Raw genomic sequence first — 16,815 nt, forward strand, 5'->3', positions numbered from 1 at the left:
AACGCGTACGGCGTCCGGCTAGTGCCCGTCCTCGCTCTCCAGCAGCCCGGCGTCGTAGGCGAGCAGCGCGATCTGGACCCGGTTGTCGAGGCCGAGCTTGGCGAGGATGCGCGAGACGTGGGCCTTGACGGTGGCCACGCTGATGAAGAGTTCGGCGGCGATCCCGGCGTTGGCGAGTCCGCGGCCGACGCCGACGGCGACCTCGCGTTCGCGGTCGTTGAGGACGGCGAGCCGTTCCCGCGCGCGGGTCTGCCGGGCGTCGGCCGCGGTGCCGGCCGCGTGCCGCATCAGCTGCCGGGTGACGGCGGGCGACAGGACCGGGTCTCCGGCGGCGACCCGGCGCACGGCGGCGACGATCTCGGCGGGCGGGGTGTCCTTGAGTACGAAGCCGGCGGCGCCGGCGCGCAGGGCGTGCAGCACCTGTTCGTCGGCGTGGAAGGTGGTGAGCACCACGACCTGCGGGGCGTCCGGCCTGGCGCGCAGCCGTCGGGTCGCGGTGATCCCGTCCACCGACGGCATCCGGATGTCCATCAGGACGACGTCCGGCCTGGTCCGCCGCACGAGTTCGTCGGCCTCGGCGCCGTCGGCGGCCTCCCCGACGACCTCGATGTCCTCGGCCCCGCCGATCATCAGCGCCAGACCGGCGCGTACCAGGGGGTCGTCGTCCACGAGGAGGAGTCTGATCGGCGTCGCAGTCATGGGGTCACGTAATCATGATCGGGGAGCGGGGGACGGGGGATTCGGCCTACGGCGGGCGGCACGCGCACGCGTACCGGGTCCGCGTGCGGGCCGGCGCGGACGAGGGCCCTCAGGGCGGCGGCCCCGCATGCCGGACGGGCCTGCGGGCACGCGGGGACGACGACGTCCCTCGGGGCGACGGGCTCAAGCGCCGGATGGGCGCGCACGCACCCGGAGACGACGTCCCTGGGGGTTACGGGCCCAAGCGCCGGATGGGCGCGCACGCCCCCGAAGACGACGACCCTCAGGGCTACGGCCCCAAACGCCGGATGGGCGCGCACGCCCCCGAAGACGACGACCCTCAGGGCTACGGCCCCAAACGCCGGATGGGCGCGCACGCACCCGGAGACGACGACCCTCAGGGCTACGGCCCCACGCGCCGGATGTGCGCGCGGGCAGGCGGACGAGGCGTCCCTCAGGGGGGCCACGGCAGCCACCCCCGCACCTCGAACCCTCCGTCGGGACGCGTGCCGTGCTCCAGGCGTCCCCCCGCCAGCGTGGCCCGTTCGGTGAGGCCGATCAGGCCCTGGCCGGAGCCGGGCACGGGCGGGATCTCGGGGGGCGGCGCGGGGTTGGCGACGGTGACCGTCAGGCCGTCGCCGGGGGCGCCGGTGAGACGGACCGCGACCTCGGTCCCGGGGGCGTGCTTGCGGGCGTTGGTCAGGGCCTCCTGGGCGATCCGGTAGGCGGTGCGGCCGACGGAGACGGGGACGGCGGCCGGGTCGGCGACGCGGTGGTCGAGGGCGACCTCCATGCCGGCCTCGCGGCACTCGGCGACGAGCGCGTCCAGCGCTGCCAGCGTCGGCTGGGGACGCCCGCCGGAGGACTCGTCGGACTCGCCGGCCCGCAGTACGCCGATGATCTCGCGCAGATCCTGGAGGGCCTCGTGGGCGCTCTCCCGGATCACCCCGGCGGCGCGCGCGACCTCCTCGCGGGGCGCGTCCGGCCGGAACTCCAGAGCGCCCGCGTGCACGCTGAGCAGGGTGAGCCGGTGGGCGAGCACGTCGTGCATCTCTCGGGCGATGGCCTCACGGGCGAGGCGCTGTGCCTGCTCGGCACGCAGCCGTGCCTCGGTCTCCGCCCGGTGCGCCCGGTCCCGGAGGCTGAGCATCAGCATCCGTTTGGAGCGGACGAACATGCCCCAGCCGGTGATCGACACGGTGAGCAGCGTGGTGAAGGTGACGACGCCGAGGTAGGGCAGGTCGGGGTCGGGCCGCACCCAGTAGAGGAGCGGGGCCAGCGCGAGGCCGACGCCGCCGATCCAGGCGACGTACCGGAAGGGCCGGTGCACGGCGAGGGTGAACAGGGCGACCATCGCCGCGCCGCCCGAGGTGTTGGACAGCAGGCCGACCGGGATCATGGCGACGGCTAGCCCCACCGGCCACCGGCGGCGCAGCCAGACCGCACCGCAGGAGAGGGCGCCCAGCGTCTGGTCGAGGACGGCAAGGGGGTGCGGCAGGCCGGCTTCCTCGGGCAGGGACTGCGCCGCCGCCAGGCCGATGCCGACGGCCAGGAGGAAGCAGAAGAAGTCGACGACCCAGTCGCGCGCCGTGCGCCGCGGCCGTCGGCCGGGGGCCCCGGCGTCCGGGTCCAGTTCATGCACCAGCGCGGACGGGAACAGCCACCGGCGGCCCGTGAACTCTCTCGGCGCCCGCGCCTGCTCGTCATCGCTCACGGCCGACAAATCTACGCACGGATCGCGTGCCGCCGCCGCCCCGTGGCCCGGATCGCCGACCGATCGCCCGGGATCACCGACCAAAGTCGCACCGCGGTGTACTTTCGGCGCCGCCCGCCGGCGCGAGCGCAGCCTTTCGATGCCGGGCGCTCTTCCCTCGGCCGATGCGCCGAAGGGCGCCGCGGGGCGAGAGTCGTGGCGTGAAACAGGTATTGGAGCTTCTCGGATTCGTCGCCCTGGCACAGGGCGTGATGGGCATCGTGCACGAGTTCACCGACTGGCAGGTGGGCGTCGTGCAGCGGATCGGCTTCCTCGACGGCTACGAGGTCTACGCGAGCATCGCGCTCGTGGTGCTCGCGTTCGCTCTGTTCGCCGCCGCGGAGAGCGTCGGAAGGGCCGGCTGAACCGGGGCAGTTGTGGGGACCGCGTGGGGATGATGGGGCTCGGGTGAACGCGCGGAGAATTGATCGGACCTACCGGCGAACCCTGAGTGATTGTCATTGACATGCCATGCTCTACGCGCGTCACCATGAGGGCCATGAGATTCCCCCCACGCGCAACACGCATCGGCGCAGCAGCCGCCCTCCTCTCCGCCCTCCTCGTGGGCGGCACCGTCTCCGCCACCACGGCGGACGCCGCCGCCCGGTCCGTCGGCAGCGTCTGCTACGGCGACCTGCCCTCCCAGGCGCACGACACGCTGAAGCTGATCGAACAGGGCGGTCCCTACCCGTACTCGCAGGACGGGACCGTCTTCTCGAACCGCGAAGGCGTCCTGCCCAGCCGGTCCAGCGGCTACTACCACGAGTACACCGTGATCACGCCGGGCTCCCCCACTCGCGGCGCGCGCCGCGTCGTCACCGGCGAGGAGCGCCAGGAGGACTACTACACGGCGGACCACTACGCCTCGTTCGACCTGATCGACTACGGCTGCTGAGTCCCCCCACGGACCGGTTCGAGGAGCGGCGCGACCCGTTGGAGGCCCGGCCCCGAGTGCGGCCGGGCCTCCTGCCGTCTCCGCGGCCGGCGGCCGGCTCAGGCCCCGTCCTGCAGGGCGCGGGACCCGTGCTCGGGGCGGCCCGCCGGAACGTGCTTGTCAACGGCTCGACCCCGCGGGGCCCGGAGCTGATCGGCTCAGCCGGAGTGTGTCGAGAACAGTCCCCCGGTCGGCCCCTGCTTGTCGCCGCCCTGGGCCTTCTTCAGGGCGTTGGCCAGGCCCTCGATGGTGAGGGACTGGAGGATCACCCGCCCGTCGCCCTCCAGGGTGGCCAGCGACAGGCCCTCGCCGCCGAAGACGGCGTTCATGATCCCCTGGCGGTTGAGGCCGCCGACGCGCTGGACGCCGTACCGGATGCCCTCCTCGAAGGCGACCACACAGCCGGTGTCGACCTCGATACGGCCGCCGAAGTCCGCCGGGTTCAGGTCGATGAAGTTGCCCGCGCCGGCGATGATCACCGTGCCGCGCCCGGTGAACTTCTCCAGGACGAAGCCCTCGCCGCCGCTCATGCCGGTCCGGCCGCCGCTGAAGGCGATGCCGAACTCGACGGAGGACTCGGCGGCCACGAAGGCGTCCTTCTCGGCGAACCACGCGCGCGTGCCGTCGAGCTCCAGGGCACGCATCTCACCGGGGAGTACGCCCGCGAAACCGACCGTGCCCTCGCCGCCCTGGGCGGTGAAGTACTGGAACGCCAGCGACTCGCCGGCGAGCATGCGCTGGCCGACCTGCATGGCGGTGCCCATGGCCTGGCGCAGCATGCCGCCCATGCCGCCGCCCGAGCCGTTCGCCGGCCGCCCGCCGTTGTCCGACGGCCCGGACAGCCGCGTCTCCATGGTCACGTTCGACGTCTTGAACAGGAACTTTCCGGCCTCGCAGTAGACGGTCTGGCCGGGGTACAGGTTGACGACCGCCATCTGCATGGCGTTGCCGACGATCTCTTGCTGAAGGGTCACGTGGGAGACAACGCGAGAGGTGGACGGAAGAGTTCCGCTACGGCGGGCGGGTTCACACGGGTGACGAGGTTCACCACGGGCGACGTGTGTGAACCCAGGTGACAGGTTCACCACGGGCGACATGGTGAACCCCAGGTGACCTGGTTCACCACGGGTGACGCGCGGGGCGCCCCGGTGCTGTCCCGGCCGGGGCGCCCCACGCGCGCGTGTGGACGGGGATCAGCCGCCCAGCTCCTGGTGGCGGGCCGCGAGGCCGCTCGCGCCCTGCTCGGTCAGGGAGCCGAACAGGCGCAGGCGGGAGATGCCGCCGTCGGGGAAGATGTCGATCCGCGCGTGGGTGCCGACCGCCGGCTCGGGCAGCACGAAGCGGTGGTTGGTGTCGGGCTGGAGGCGGGTGCGCGGGAGGACCTCGGTCCACTCGCCGTCCTCGCCGTCCTTGACGGACACGGACGCCCAGCCGGCGCTGTTGCCCTTCAGATAGGCCGTGTCGATCTCGGCCGCGCGGATCCGGGACTGGGCGGCGAGCCGGTAGCGGATCCAGTCGTTGCCCTGGTCGCGGCGGCGGCGGGTCTCCCAGCCGTCGTCCATCTTGCGGGAGCGGCCCGGCTGGATGGTGTTGGTGGCCGGGGAGTAGAAGAGGTTGGAGGCGTCCTCGACCTGGCCGCCGTTCTCCAGGGCGACCACGTCGAAGGTGCCGAGGACCGCGAGCCACTCGGGGTCCGGGACGACCTCGCCGTACACCCGCAGACGGGCGATGCCGCCGTCGGGGTGCTGGTTGATCCGCAGGTGGGTGAAGCACTGCTCGGCCGAGACGGCGAAGCCGTTCGCCGCGTGCCCGCCGACCGGGGTGCGCGGCACCAGGGTCGTCCACTTCACGTCGTCGCAGAGCAGCTCCTCGGGCGAGGGCGAGCCGGGTACGCAGGCACCCTCGACGGAGACCGCCTGCGGGTAGTTGCCGCGGAAGTGGGCGGTGTCGACGACGATCCCGCGGATCACCCCGGGCGCGCCGAGGCGGACCAGCGCCCAGTCGTGGTCCTCGGCGGTCGGCCACGGGTGGCCGGCGGAGGCACCGCGCCGGCGGCGCGTCTCCCAGCCGTCCATGATCTTGCCCTTGTGCCCGAAGTGCTCGGGGTCGAACTCGGCCCGCTCGGGCACCAGGAGGTTCTCCCGCTGGGCGAAGAACTCGTCGTTGGCGGCGATGACACCGGCGCCGAGCTGCCGGTCGGCGAGGTTGGCGTACTGGGTGAAGGGGAAGTCGGCGGTGCGGTAGTCCGCGTACGGGTCGCCGCCTCCGTAGGGGTTCGCGTCGCCGGTGAAGCTGGGTATCGCCGTCACGGTGATCAGGGGGTCCTTTCTGGAGTCGGCGGGGTGCGGGTGGGGCCTTTCTCGGGCGGAGCCGAGAACGGGGGGAGGCTCACTGGGGGCGGCTGAGCAGCGTGCCCTTCGGCTCGGTGAACTCGCCGTCGGCGACGATGCGTTCGCCGCGCAGCCAGGTGGACTTGACGACGCCGTGCAGGGTCCTGCCGGCGTAGGCGGTGACCCGGTTGCGGTGCTGGAGGCCGGCCGGGTCGACGGTGAAGGTCTCGTCGGGGGCGAGGACGGCGAAGTCGGCGTCGCGGCCGGGGGCGATGGCGCCCTTGCGCGCGTCCAAGCCGACCAGGGCGGCGGTCCGCGTGGACATCCAGCGGACCACGTCCTCCAGACCGTGGCCGCGCTTGCGGGCCTCGGTCCAGACGGCCGGCAGGCTGAGCTGGAGGCCGGAGATGCCGCCCCACGCGGTGGCGAAGTCGTCGGTCTTCAGGTCGGCGGTGGAGGGCGAGTGGTCGGTGACCACACAGTCGATGGTGCCGTCGGCCAGTGCCTCCCACAGCAGGTCCTGGTTGCCGGCCTCGCGGATGGGCGGGCAGCACTTGAACTCGCTGGCGCCGTCCGGGACCTCCTCGGCGGTGAGGGTGAGGTAGTGCGGGCAGGTCTCCACCGTGAGGCGGACACCCTCGGCGCGGGCGGCGCGGATCAGTGGCAGGGCGTCGCTGGAGGACAGGTGCAGCACGTGGACGCGGGCGTTCAGCCGCCGGGCCTGCGCGACGAGGCTCGCGATGGCCGTGTCCTCGGCGTCGCGCGGGCGGGAGGCGAGGAAGTCGGCGTACCTCGGGCCCCCGTGCTGCGGGGCGGCGGCCAGGTGGTGCGGGTCCTCGGCGTGCACGATGAGCAGCCCGTCGAACCCGGCGATCTCCGCCATGGACTGGGCGAGCTGGTCCTGGTCGAGGTGCGGGAACTCGTCCACGCCGGACGGGGACAGGAAGGACTTGAAGCCGAAGACGCCGGCGTCGTGCAGCGGGCGCAGGTCCTTGACGTTGTCGGGCAGGGCGCCGCCCCAGAAGCCGACGTCGATGTGCGCCTTGTCCCGGGCCACGTCCTGCTTGACCCGCAGGTGGTCCACCGTCGTGGTGGGTGGCAGGGAGTTGAGGGGCATGTCCACGAGGGTGGTGATGCCGCCGGCCGCCGCCGCGCGGGTGGCGGTCCAGAAGCCCTCCCACTCGGTGCGGCCCGGGTCGTTGACGTGCACGTGGGTGTCGACCAGGCCGGGCAGCAGCACGTGGTCGCCGACGTCCTCCAGCCGTGCCGCGGCAGGTATGCCGGCGTCGTACGGCAGGACGGCCGTGATCTTCCCGGCGGAGACGGTGACCACGGCGGGCCTCGTCCCTTCCGGAGTGATCACGCGCGTCGAGCGCAGCACCAGTTCAGCGTCGGACACCCGAACCCCTCTCTACACCGCCGTTGTACGCCCGGGAAACGGGACTTACACCCACGTAACGGAATTCAACGTTCTGTTGAAGGAGTCTTCACTCCCACTTCTCCGCCGTCAAGAGGCGCACTCCCGGGCACGGTAACCGGGCTCCCCCTCTGGACGTTTCCATAAGGCGGAATTAGAATTCCAGCAGGCAGAACGTAGCTATGTACAAGCGGGGAGTCAACCGGCTGCCGGGTAGGCTTCTGCCCTCCCGTCAGTATCGAAAGGAACGCGCCGTGCCGACGTCCAGCGCCAGCACCACCGACTCCGCGAAGCCCTCCGCCGCCGGCGGGGTGCAGTCCCTGGAGCGCGCCTTCGATCTGCTCGAGCGGATGGCGGACGCGGGCGGCGAGGTGGGCCTGAGCGAACTGTCCGCGACCAGCGGGCTGCCGCTGCCCACCATCCACCGGCTGATGCGCACGCTGGTCGCCTGCGGCTACGTACGCCAGCAGGCCAACCGGCGGTACGCGCTCGGTCCCCGGCTGATCCGGCTCGGCGAGTCCGCCTCCCGGCTGCTCGGCACCTGGGCGCGGCCGTACCTGGCCCGGCTGGTGGAGGAGACCGGCGAGACGGCGAACATGGCACTGCTCGACGGCGACGAGATCGTGTACGTCGCCCAGGTGCCCTCGAAGCACTCGATGCGGATGTTCACGGAAGTGGGCCGACGGGTGCTTCCGCACTCGACCGGTGTGGGCAAGGCCCTGCTGGCCGGGGTGCCGGACGAGGAGGTGCGGGCCCTGCTGGCCCGTACGGGGATGCCGGCCGCGACGGACAAGACCATCACCACGCCGGAGGGGTTCCTCGCCGCGCTGGAGGACGTGCGGCAGACGGGGTACGCCGTCGACGACAACGAGCAGGAGATCGGGGTGCGGTGCCTCGCGGTGTCCGTGCCGGACTCTCCGACGGCCGCGGCGATCTCCATCTCCGGGCCGGCCGGGCGGGTCACCGAGGCCGCGACCGACAAGATCGTGCCGGTCCTCCAGCAGATCGCCCTCGAGCTGTCCCAGGCCCTGGCCAGTTCGGGCGCCTAGGTTCTTTCGTTCGGATCCGGCCTGATCCGAACGAGCGGCCCTGGGAGCGCGGTCCGCTCCGTTCCCGGGCGGGTGCGGGTGCGGGTGCGTCGCGGCCGGTCGCGCGGCTTCCCGCATCCCTGAGCGGGCCCGCGCGGCACACGCCCTCAGGTACGCGGCGGTTCACCGAAAAGATCCACCGCCTCGCGCACACCCCTGAGGCCCCGGGCCAGCGCACTCACCGAGCCGATCGCCGCCGCGATCAGTAACAGGCTGCCGCGCAGGCGCGGCGTCTCCGGGGCGCCGCCGGAGGCCATGGCCGCAAGGGAGGCCAGCTCGTTCTCGGCTATGCCCCGGTCGGGGAAGTCGGACGGTAACGCGGCGAGTTCGCGACGCAGCCGGGCCACCGCGCTCCGCAGTTCCGCCACCCTCGGGTCCTCGTCGCTGCCGGTCACCGGCCTCTGCCCCAAGCTCCGCAACACAGCCCTCCCCCTGGCACGCCGTCGTGCGCGGGACAGTAAACGCCACACCGTGCGGGAGCGCCACAGCGCGGACCGAAATTCAGCCCAACGGAACCGGGCCCGGAAAATCCGTCCGGTTCCGCCGCCGTCGGGTATGCAGGACCCATGACGGACAAGCGGGATCTTCAGGGGGATGTCGCGGGGCTGCTGCTCGCGGCGGGCGGCGGCAGAAGGCTCGGCGGACGCCCCAAGGCACTGCTGACGCACCGGGGGCGGCCCCTGGTCGAGCACGCGGTCGGCGTGCTGCGCGCGGCGGGGTGCGGGCGGATCCATGTGGTGCTGGGCGCCGGGGCGGACGAGGTGCGAGGCCGTGCCCGCCTGGCCGGCTGTGTCCTGGTGGACAACCCGGACTGGGCGCAGGGCATGGGATCCTCGCTGCGCGCGGGACTGGCCTCGCTCGCCGGGACGGGGGTGCACGCGGCCCTGGTCGGCCTGGTCGACCAGCCCGGCATCGGGGCGGCCGCGGCGGGCCGGGTACTCGGCGCCTACGAGGACGAGAAAACGCTGGTCTCGGCCGCCTATGACGGGGTACGCGGCCACCCCGTGCTGTTCGGCTCCGCCCACTGGGCGGGCATCGCGGAGACGGCCGTCGGGGACCGCGGGGCGCGGGCCTACCTCATGGCGCACGAGGCCCGGATCCGGCTCGTGGAGTGCGGGGACGTCGCCGAGCCGTACGACATCGACACCGAGGCCGACCTGAGCCACCTTGAGTGAACGGGGTGGCACCGAGCGCCACCTTGCCTCGACCCAGAGAATCTCGACATCAACAAACCATTGAAGTTCCACGATGAGGAAACTAGTATCCACTGTTCAGAAGCGTCCGACCGCACAGTGGGCGCTCACTGTCCTATTCGTGCCACTTGGCACCCGGTGCCACCGCTGAAGGAAGTGACAGCTCATGTCCGCACCAGCGCCGTCCCCGCTGGCCATCGTCGACGCCGAGCCCCTGCCCCGGCAGGAAGAGGTCCTCACGGACGCTGCGCTCGCCTTCGTGGCGGAGCTGCACCGGCGGTTCACCCCGCGCCGTGACGAACTCCTCGCCCGCCGGGCCGAGCGCCGCGCCGAGATCGCCCGCACCTCCACGCTCGACTTCCTCCCCGAGACGGCCGCGATCCGCGCGGACGACTCCTGGAAGGTCGCCCCGGCCCCGGCCGCGCTGAACGACCGGCGCGTCGAGATCACCGGCCCCACCGACCGCAAGATGACCATCAACGCGCTTAACTCGGGCGCCCGGGTCTGGCTCGCCGACTTCGAGGACGCCTCCGCTCCCACCTGGGAGAACGTCGTCCTCGGCCAGGCCAACCTGATCGACGCCTACACCCGGAACATCGACTTCACCGACGAGCGCACCGGCAAGTCGTACGCCCTGCGGCCGGACGAGGAGCTGGCGACCGTCGTCATGCGCCCGCGCGGCTGGCACCTGGACGAGCGGCACCTCGTCGACGCCGACGGCACGCCGGTGCCGGGCGCCTTCGTCGACTTCGGCCTGTACTTCTTCCACAACGCCCAGCGGCTGCTCGACCTCGGCAAGGGGCCGTACTTCTACCTGCCGAAGACCGAGTCGCACCTCGAAGCCCGGCTGTGGAACGACGTGTTCGTCTTCGCGCAGGACTACGTCGGCATCCCGCAGGGCACCGTCCGCGCGACCGTCCTGATCGAGACGATCACGGCCGCGTACGAGATGGAGGAGATCCTCTACGAACTCCGCGACCACGCCGCCGGGCTGAACGCCGGCCGCTGGGACTACCTGTTCTCCATCGTGAAGAACTTCCGTGACGGCGGAGCCAGGTTCGTCCTGCCGGACCGCAACGCGGTGACGATGACCGCCCCGTTCATGCGGGCGTACACCGAACTCCTCGTCCGCACCTGCCACAAGCGCGGCGCGCACGCCATCGGCGGCATGGCGGCCTTCATCCCGTCCCGGCGCGACGCCGAGGTCAACAAGGTGGCCTTCGAGAAGGTCCGCGCCGACAAGGACCGGGAGGCCGGCGACGGCTTCGACGGCTCCTGGGTGGCTCACCCCGACCTGGTGCCGATCGCCATGGAGTCCTTCGACAAGGTCCTCGGCGACAAGCCCAACCAGAAGGACCGGCTGCGCGAGGACGTCCGCGTCGAGGCCGCCGAGCTGATCGCGATCGACTCGCTGGACGCCAAGCCGACGTACAACGGCCTGGTCAACGCCGTCCAGGTGGGCATCCGTTACATCGAGGCATGGCTGCGCGGGCTCGGCGCGGTCGCCATCTTCAACCTCATGGAGGACGCGGCCACCGCCGAGATCTCCCGCTCGCAGATCTGGCAGTGGATCAACGCCGGTGTCGAGTTCGAGAACGGCGACAGGGCCACGCCGGAGCTGGCCCGCAAGGTCGCGGCCGAGGAACTCGACGCCATCCGCAAGGAGATCGGCGAGGAGGCCTTCGCGGCCGGCCACTGGCAGGAGGCGCACGATCTGCTGCTGACGGTGGCCCTGGACGAGGACTACGCCGACTTCCTCACGCTGCCGGCGTACCAGCAGCTCAAGGGCTGACCTCGAGGACTGACCCGCACGAGGATCTCGCCGAGGATCTCACCGAGCGGCCCGGGAGCCTTCCCCGGGCCGCTCGGCCGTCTACCGGGGGAACCGACCGTCGCGGGCTCCGGGAGGCCGGGTCACCCAAGGTGCGTCGACCAGTCCTGTTCCGCCGCCGGCTTGCCGTGCAGGTCGGGGACCCGCTTCAGCCAGTCCGGGCGGCCCGCCTCGGTCTTCGCCGCGCGGGCGGCCTCCTCGGCCGCGAGCTCCTCGCTGCTCGGGAAGTCGGTGGGCAGCCACTCGGGCGAGAGCCGGACGCGGTCCAGCAGATAGCCGACGTAGGCGTCCCGGACGTCGTCGGGTGTGGCGAACCCGGCGTCCTCCGCGAGCCAGGCGTCCGGCACCTCGGCGACGATGCCGCGCAGCAGCTCCTTTGTCACCCGGGGCGCCAGTTCGGCGTCGGCGGCCCGCACGTCGGGGTCGTAGCGGCCGAGTGCGTGGTGCCGGAAGTCGTACCTGCGGCCCGGGGCGGTGGTGTCCCAGCGGTGGTGGAAGACCAGGGCGGCACCGTGGTCGATGAGCCACAGCCGCGGGGGCGCGGTGCCGAACGTGGGCCAGACCATCAGGTTGGAGCTGTGGACCGTGCGGTCGACGTTGACCGTGAGGGCGTCCAGCCAGACGATCCGGCCGGCCTCCAGCGGGTCCACCGGGAAGACCCGGGCGATGTCCGGGGTGAGGTCCCTTGCGCCCGGCAGGTAGTCCATGCCGAGGTTGAGACCCGCGCTGGCGCTGTGCAGCTCGCGCACCTCCTGGTGCGGCTCCGCGGCGGCGACGGCGGGGTCGAAGTGGACGAGGACCAGTTCCGGGAAGCGCAGTCCGAGCGCGCGGGCCAGCTCCCCGACGATGATCTCGGCGACCAGTGCCTTGTGGCCCTGGGCCGAGCCGGTGAACTTCACGACGTACGTGCCGAGGTCGTCGGCCTCGACGACTCCGGGCACGGAGCCGCCGGACCGCAGGGGGGTCACGTATCGAACAGCAGTCACGTCGCGCAGCACACCGGCCAGGGTAGACGCCTCGCGAAGACCGACGCCGAGCACCACCACACACCGGCCGCCCCTCCTGAAAACCGACGAGAAGATCACCGAGCACCGCCTGAACACCGGCGAGAGGAACACCGAGCACCGCTGGGCACCGGCGAGAAGCGAGTACCGCTGGGCACCGGCCATCGACCGCGGGCGCGTCGTGGCTGGTCGCGCAGTTCCCCGCGCCCCTACGGGGCACGGCACCTCGCGGAGAAGAACACGAGTACCGCTGGGCACCGGCCGTCCCCCGCGGCCGCATCGTGGCCGGTCGCGCAGTTCCCCGCGCCCCTACGGGGCGGCGGCCACCCCGCCACGGCGCCTCGCGGACCTCGCGGAGATCGGCGTCGCGTACCACTGCACACCGGCCGCCCCCTCCTGAACACCGGCCGTCCCCCGCGGGCGCGTCGTGGCTGGTCGCGCAGTTCCACGCGGCCCTGCGGGGCGGCGGCCACCCCGCCACAGTGCCTCGCGGAGATCGCGGAGATCGGCGTCGCGTACCACTGCACACCGGCCGCCCCCTCCTGAACACCGGCCGTCCCCCGGCGGGCGCGTCGTGGTCGGTCGCGCTGTTCCACGCGGCCCTGCGGGGCGGCGGGCGCCTCACTGGACGCCGTTCGTGGCCGGTTGCGCTTCCCTTGTCCTCCGGCGGTGGTCAGGGGGTTCGCAGGGGGTTCGGGAAGGGCAGGTAGCGGGCGTCCGCGCCGTCCGCGCCCGTCCAGCGCAGCAGCAGGTTGGTCTTGCCGGGCAGGGTCGGCGCGGTGAGCAGGGCGGGGATCTCGGGAAGGTCGTGGCGGGCGAGTTCGCGGCGGGCGGCGGGCCACGGGTCCAGCCCATGGTGGTCGGCGAGCGCGCCGGCGATCTCGGTGAGGTGGTTGACGACCAGGCAGTACACCAGCCGCTCCCAGCCGGCGGCCCGCGTGACGTCCGGCAGCAGTTTGGCGCCCTCGGCGTCGCGGAACAGGGCCTGCACGGGCGTGCCGGCCGCGTCCACGGCGACGAGGGTGTTCTGGAGGTGGGCCTCCAGCACCACCCCGTGGACGTCGAACGCGGCCAGGGCGGGCGGTACGACCTGCCGCAGGTACGCCTCCCACCAGCCGTCCGGATCGGCCGTGGCGGCCAGCGGGCTGCCCTCGAAGCCCTCGGCGAGACCCGCCGCGAGCAGCGGGGTGGCGCCCGGCAGGAGGTGGCCGCGCAGCCCGTCCCGGACCAGCACGGCCAGCTCCTCGAAGGCGAAGGCGGCAGTGCGGTAGCCACGGTCGCTCAGCCAGGCCGCGGACGGGCTCCGCTCCACGAGCGCCTCCCCGGCCGCGGACCGGCCCCGCTCCACGAGCGCCTCCCCGGCCGCGGACCGGCCCCGCTCCACGAGCGCCTCCCCGGCCGCGGACCGGCCCCGCTCCACGAGCGCGTCCCCGGCCGCGGACCGGCCGCGCTCCGTGAAGGCGTGCCTGGCGGCGGTGTCGGTACGGCGAAGCTTCCGCAGGTCGTGACGCCACAGCCGGCGGATGTCGTTGGTGATGCGGACGTCCAGGCTGAACTTCAGGAACAGATCGCGACGGGGCTCGTACACCGTGCGGACGGCGGCCGTGGGCCAGGTGTCGAAGGCGGTGGTGCCGAGCCGCAGCAGCCGGCCGTCGGCGAACGCGGGAGCCAGCTCGCGGGCGGTCAGGTCGAGCTGCCAGGGATGGGCGGGCAGCAGCCGGTAGCCGGGCGGGGCAGTGCCGAGCGCGTCCAGGGCACTGGTGTCGCCCTCCTCGGCCACCTGGTCCTCGCGGACACCGAGCAGCGCCAGCGGGAACCGGGCGTGCGCCTCGGGGGCGTACGGCAGCCAGGAGGCGGCCGGGCCGCCGCCGCGCGCCTTGGGGGCCGGGTGGTACGGATGGCCGGTGAGCAGGGACTGCTCGGAACGCAGATACGGGTCCCCGGGCGGGGTGGCCCGGGCGCGGGCGGTGAGCAGGGCGGCGACCGTGTCCCGGCTGTCGATCATCTCGGCCGGCAGGTCGCCGCCGGGCAGCCCGGTGTACCGGCGCAGTTCCTCGGCGACCAGTTTGACCAGCTCCGGGTGGCCGATGCGGCGCCAGGTCCCGGCCGTGTACAGCTCGGGGTCCGAGGGGCGCCGCCCGGCGCGCACCCGCAGCAGGCGTCCGCCCGGCAGCCGGTGGACGCGGCGGTCCCCGGCCGCGTCCGGGAGCGGCTCGGCGACCTCGCGCAGCAGGCAGTTGAGCAGGGGCGCGGCCGCGTACGCGTCGGCGCTGCGGCCGACCTCGCCGCTGGCCGCGTCGGCGCGGCGGCCGGCCTCGCCGGTAGCCGCGTCGGCGCTGCGGCCAACCTCGCCAGTGGCCGCGTCGGCGCGGCGGCCAACCTCGCCGGTAGCCGCGTCGGCGCTGCGGCCAACCTCGCCGGTAGCCGCGTCGGCGCGGCGGCCAACCTCGCCGGTAGCCGCGTCGGCGCGGCGGCCAACCTCGCCAGTGGCCGCGTCGGCGCTGCGGCCAACCTCGCCGGTAGCCGCGTCGGCGCTGCGGCCAACCTCGCCGGTAGCCGCGTCGGCGCTGCGGCCAACCTCGCCAGTGGCCGCGTCGGCGCTGCGGCCAACCTCGCCGGTAGCCGCGTCGGCGCGGCGGTCGGCCTCGCCGCTGGTCGCGGCGGCGCGGCGGCCGGTCTCGCCGGTGGGGGGTGTGAGGTCCACGCGTTCCATTCGTCCGTCGTCCAGGGCCCGCGGTCGTCCCCGCGCACACCAGTGCGCCGTCCGGGGCCGGTGATGATCAGTATGGCTGTCGTCCCCGGCAGTCCCCGACTATCGTGCCGTGCCCGCGTACCCGAGGAGCCCTGCCGTGCACCGTCCCCCCATCGCCGAGGCCGAGATCGCCGAGGAGCTGGCCGCCGTCCGGCCCGGTCTGCTGCCCCGGTACGCGGCGGAGCTGCCCGGTGCCCGCGCCGCCGTGCTGACCCGGCTGTGGCGGGCGCTGGCCCATGAGCCGTTGCCGTGGCTCACCGCCCGGGCGCCGGGGACGCACGGCCTCGCCCTGCGCCTCGCCGACGGCCGGACCCTGCACGGGCCGCCCGCGGACCCGTACGCCACCAGCGCGTACGTCACCGCGGTGCGCCTGGACCGGGAGCGGTACGACGATCCGGCTCGGCTGACGGCCGCGCTCGGGGTGCCGCACGCGTCCGCGTTCGCGGCGGAACTGGCCGGGAGTGTGGCCTCGCTGGCGCTGTCCCGGGCGGCCGCCGATCACCCGAAGGAGTGGCCGGACCAGGACTGGGAGTGGGAGCAACGAGTGGTCGACGGGCACCCGTTCCATCCGAACTGCCGCTCCCGGCCCGGTTTCTCGGTGGCGGAGCAGCTGGCGTACGGGCCGGAGCACAGGCCCGTGGTCGCTCTGGGCACGGTGCCGGTACCGGCGGCCGACTGTCTGCTGTCCGGTGACTGGCCCGCGGAACTCCGTTCCCGTGACCGGCTGTTGCTGCCGGTGCACCCCTGGCAGGCCGCTCATGTCCTCCGGCGGCCGGTCGACGCCTGGCGGCCGGCCCGTCCGCTGATGTCGCTGCGTACCCTGGCGCTGCCCGGCGGCCCGCATGTGAAGACCGCGCTCAGCGCCCGGCTGACCTCGTCGGTGCGGGACATCTCCCCCTACTCGGTACGGGTCGCGGCGCCCCTGTCCGACTTCGCCGAGGACCTGGCCGCGCGCACCGGCGGGCTGCTGCACATCACCCGCACGCTGGGGGCGGTCACGGCCCACTCCCCCGACCTGGCCGCGTTGCTGCGGGAGTCGCCGGCGGTGTACGCCGCTCCCGGCGAACGCGTCCTGCCGGTGGCGGCCCTCGCCACCACGTCCCTGCCCGACTCCCCCGCCTGGCTGGCCGCGTTCGCCCGGCTGGCGCTCACGGTGGGCCTGCGCCTGCTGGATCTCGGCGTGGCCCTGGAGGCGCACGGCCAGAACCTCCTGGTGATCCTGTCGCCCGACGGCACTCCCCTGCGCCTGGTCTACCGCGACCTCGCGGACATCCGGATCAGCCCCGCCCGCCTGGCCCGTCACCGCATCACCCCGCCCGCCGTCACCGGCCGCCTGATCACCGACGACGAGACCGCCCTGCGCCGCAAGCTGTTCGGCTCCCTGGTGGCGGGCGCGCTGGCGGGCACGGCGGGCTCGGGTCCGGCGCTGGCCGCCGCCCTCGAGACCGTCCTGCCGGGCCTTCCCGCCACCTCGGACCTGATCGCGCTGCGCGAAGGCCCGCTGCCGGCGAAAGCGTTGACCCTGATGCGGCTCTCGCCCGGCCACGCCGGGGACATCTGGACGGCCCTGCCCCATCCTTGCGCGACTCCGTTCCCGGTGACCGGCTGATTTCGCGTCATGTCCGGCGACGGCCCGGCGCGGCCGCGCGGCCCAGGGTCTTTCGTTTGGATCAGGCCGGATCAGGGAGCGCGGTCTGGTGATGGGGGCAGCTGCCCCACGGTGCCAGGGCCCGCGAGCCGGCATGATCCAAACGAGGGGCCCTGGGGACCAGGGCGCCGCAGGGGCCGGACGGGGGTGTGGCGGGGCGCGCGTG

The 16,815-nt window shown here is 73.4% G+C and carries 14 protein-coding genes; 6 read left to right on the plus strand and 8 right to left on the minus strand.

The window, feature by feature from the left end; translation table 11 throughout:
• Nucleotides 1–18: 18 nt before the first annotated feature.
• Complete coding sequence (locus JK361_RS02700) at nucleotides 19–699, minus strand: response regulator (protein WP_201813962.1); 681 nt, start codon at nucleotides 697–699, stop codon at nucleotides 19–21.
• A gap of 454 nt (nucleotides 700–1,153) precedes the next feature.
• Nucleotides 1,154–2,422 (minus strand): sensor histidine kinase, encoded by a 1,269-nt coding sequence (locus tag JK361_RS02705; RefSeq protein ID WP_236052325.1) that lies wholly within the window; start codon nucleotides 2,420–2,422, stop codon nucleotides 1,154–1,156.
• A 191-nt stretch (nucleotides 2,423–2,613) separates the two neighbouring features.
• On the opposite strand from JK361_RS02705, the gene JK361_RS02710 reads away from it, so the two are divergent.
• On the plus strand, nucleotides 2,614–2,817 hold the full coding sequence (locus JK361_RS02710; protein WP_201813964.1) for a hypothetical protein: 204 nt from the start codon (nucleotides 2,614–2,616) through the stop codon (nucleotides 2,815–2,817).
• A gap of 134 nt (nucleotides 2,818–2,951) precedes the next feature.
• On the plus strand, nucleotides 2,952–3,347 hold the full coding sequence (locus tag JK361_RS02715; RefSeq protein ID WP_201813965.1) for a guanyl-specific ribonuclease: 396 nt from the start codon (nucleotides 2,952–2,954) through the stop codon (nucleotides 3,345–3,347).
• Between the two features lie 197 nt (nucleotides 3,348–3,544).
• Here the strand turns inward: JK361_RS02715 and JK361_RS02720 are convergent, their stop codons facing one another.
• The 3 genes from JK361_RS02720 to allB form a co-directional block, all read right to left on the minus strand.
• Complete coding sequence (locus JK361_RS02720; protein ID WP_201813966.1) at nucleotides 3,545–4,360, minus strand: AIM24 family protein; 816 nt, start codon at nucleotides 4,358–4,360, stop codon at nucleotides 3,545–3,547.
• Nucleotides 4,361–4,579: 219 nt separating this feature from the next.
• Complete coding sequence (alc, locus tag JK361_RS02725) at nucleotides 4,580–5,695, minus strand: allantoicase (RefSeq protein ID WP_201813967.1); 1,116 nt, start codon at nucleotides 5,693–5,695, stop codon at nucleotides 4,580–4,582.
• 79 nt (nucleotides 5,696–5,774) lie between these two features.
• Nucleotides 5,775–7,115, minus strand: coding sequence for an allantoinase AllB (allB, locus tag JK361_RS02730; protein ID WP_201813968.1), 1,341 nt, complete (start codon nucleotides 7,113–7,115; stop codon nucleotides 5,775–5,777).
• A gap of 272 nt (nucleotides 7,116–7,387) precedes the next feature.
• Here allB and JK361_RS02735 point away from each other — a divergent pair, with 272 nt between their 5' ends.
• Nucleotides 7,388–8,182, plus strand: a complete 795-nt coding sequence (locus JK361_RS02735) for an IclR family transcriptional regulator (RefSeq protein WP_201813969.1) — start codon at nucleotides 7,388–7,390, stop codon at nucleotides 8,180–8,182.
• A 146-nt stretch (nucleotides 8,183–8,328) separates the two neighbouring features.
• On the opposite strand, the gene JK361_RS02740 is transcribed toward JK361_RS02735, so the two are convergent.
• Entirely contained in the window at nucleotides 8,329–8,643 is a 315-nt protein-coding gene (locus JK361_RS02740; protein ID WP_201813970.1) for a DUF5955 family protein, read from the minus strand.
• A gap of 144 nt (nucleotides 8,644–8,787) precedes the next feature.
• Between JK361_RS02740 and JK361_RS02745 the strand changes: the two genes are divergently transcribed.
• Both JK361_RS02745 and aceB read left to right on the plus strand, forming a co-directional pair.
• On the plus strand, nucleotides 8,788–9,396 hold the full coding sequence (locus tag JK361_RS02745; protein WP_201813971.1) for a nucleotidyltransferase family protein: 609 nt from the start codon (nucleotides 8,788–8,790) through the stop codon (nucleotides 9,394–9,396).
• 184 nt (nucleotides 9,397–9,580) lie between these two features.
• Complete coding sequence (gene aceB, locus JK361_RS02750) at nucleotides 9,581–11,206, plus strand: malate synthase A (protein ID WP_201813972.1); 1,626 nt, start codon at nucleotides 9,581–9,583, stop codon at nucleotides 11,204–11,206.
• A 122-nt stretch (nucleotides 11,207–11,328) separates the two neighbouring features.
• Here aceB and JK361_RS02755 read toward each other — a convergent pair whose 3' ends face one another.
• Both JK361_RS02755 and JK361_RS02760 read right to left on the minus strand, forming a co-directional pair.
• Nucleotides 11,329–12,243 (minus strand): HipA family kinase, encoded by a 915-nt coding sequence (locus JK361_RS02755; protein ID WP_201813973.1) that lies wholly within the window; start codon nucleotides 12,241–12,243, stop codon nucleotides 11,329–11,331.
• A 679-nt stretch (nucleotides 12,244–12,922) separates the two neighbouring features.
• Nucleotides 12,923–14,953: an IucA/IucC family protein gene (locus JK361_RS02760; protein ID WP_372448674.1), complete on the minus strand. Its 2,031-nt coding sequence runs from the start codon at nucleotides 14,951–14,953 to the stop codon at nucleotides 12,923–12,925.
• Between the two features lie 145 nt (nucleotides 14,954–15,098).
• Between JK361_RS02760 and JK361_RS02765 the strand changes: the two genes are divergently transcribed.
• Entirely contained in the window at nucleotides 15,099–16,610 is a 1,512-nt protein-coding gene (locus JK361_RS02765; RefSeq protein ID WP_201813974.1) for an IucA/IucC family protein, read from the plus strand.
• Nucleotides 16,611–16,815 lie beyond the last annotated feature (205 nt).

The sequence above is a fragment of the Streptomyces musisoli genome (assembly GCF_016741855.1).
GTDB lineage: Bacteria > Actinomycetota > Actinomycetes > Streptomycetales > Streptomycetaceae > Streptomyces > Streptomyces musisoli.

Coding starts and splice junctions, on each gene's coding strand:
- JK361_RS02745 (WP_201813971.1), top strand. CDS start 8,788: ATGACGGACAAGCGGGATCTTCAGGGGGATGTCGCGGGGCTGCTGCTC.
- aceB (WP_201813972.1), top strand. CDS start 9,581: ATGTCCGCACCAGCGCCGTCCCCGCTGGCCATCGTCGACGCCGAGCCC.
- JK361_RS02700 (WP_201813962.1), bottom strand. CDS start 699: ATGACTGCGACGCCGATCAGACTCCTCCTCGTGGACGACGACCCCCTG.
- JK361_RS02715 (WP_201813965.1), top strand. CDS start 2,952: ATGAGATTCCCCCCACGCGCAACACGCATCGGCGCAGCAGCCGCCCTC.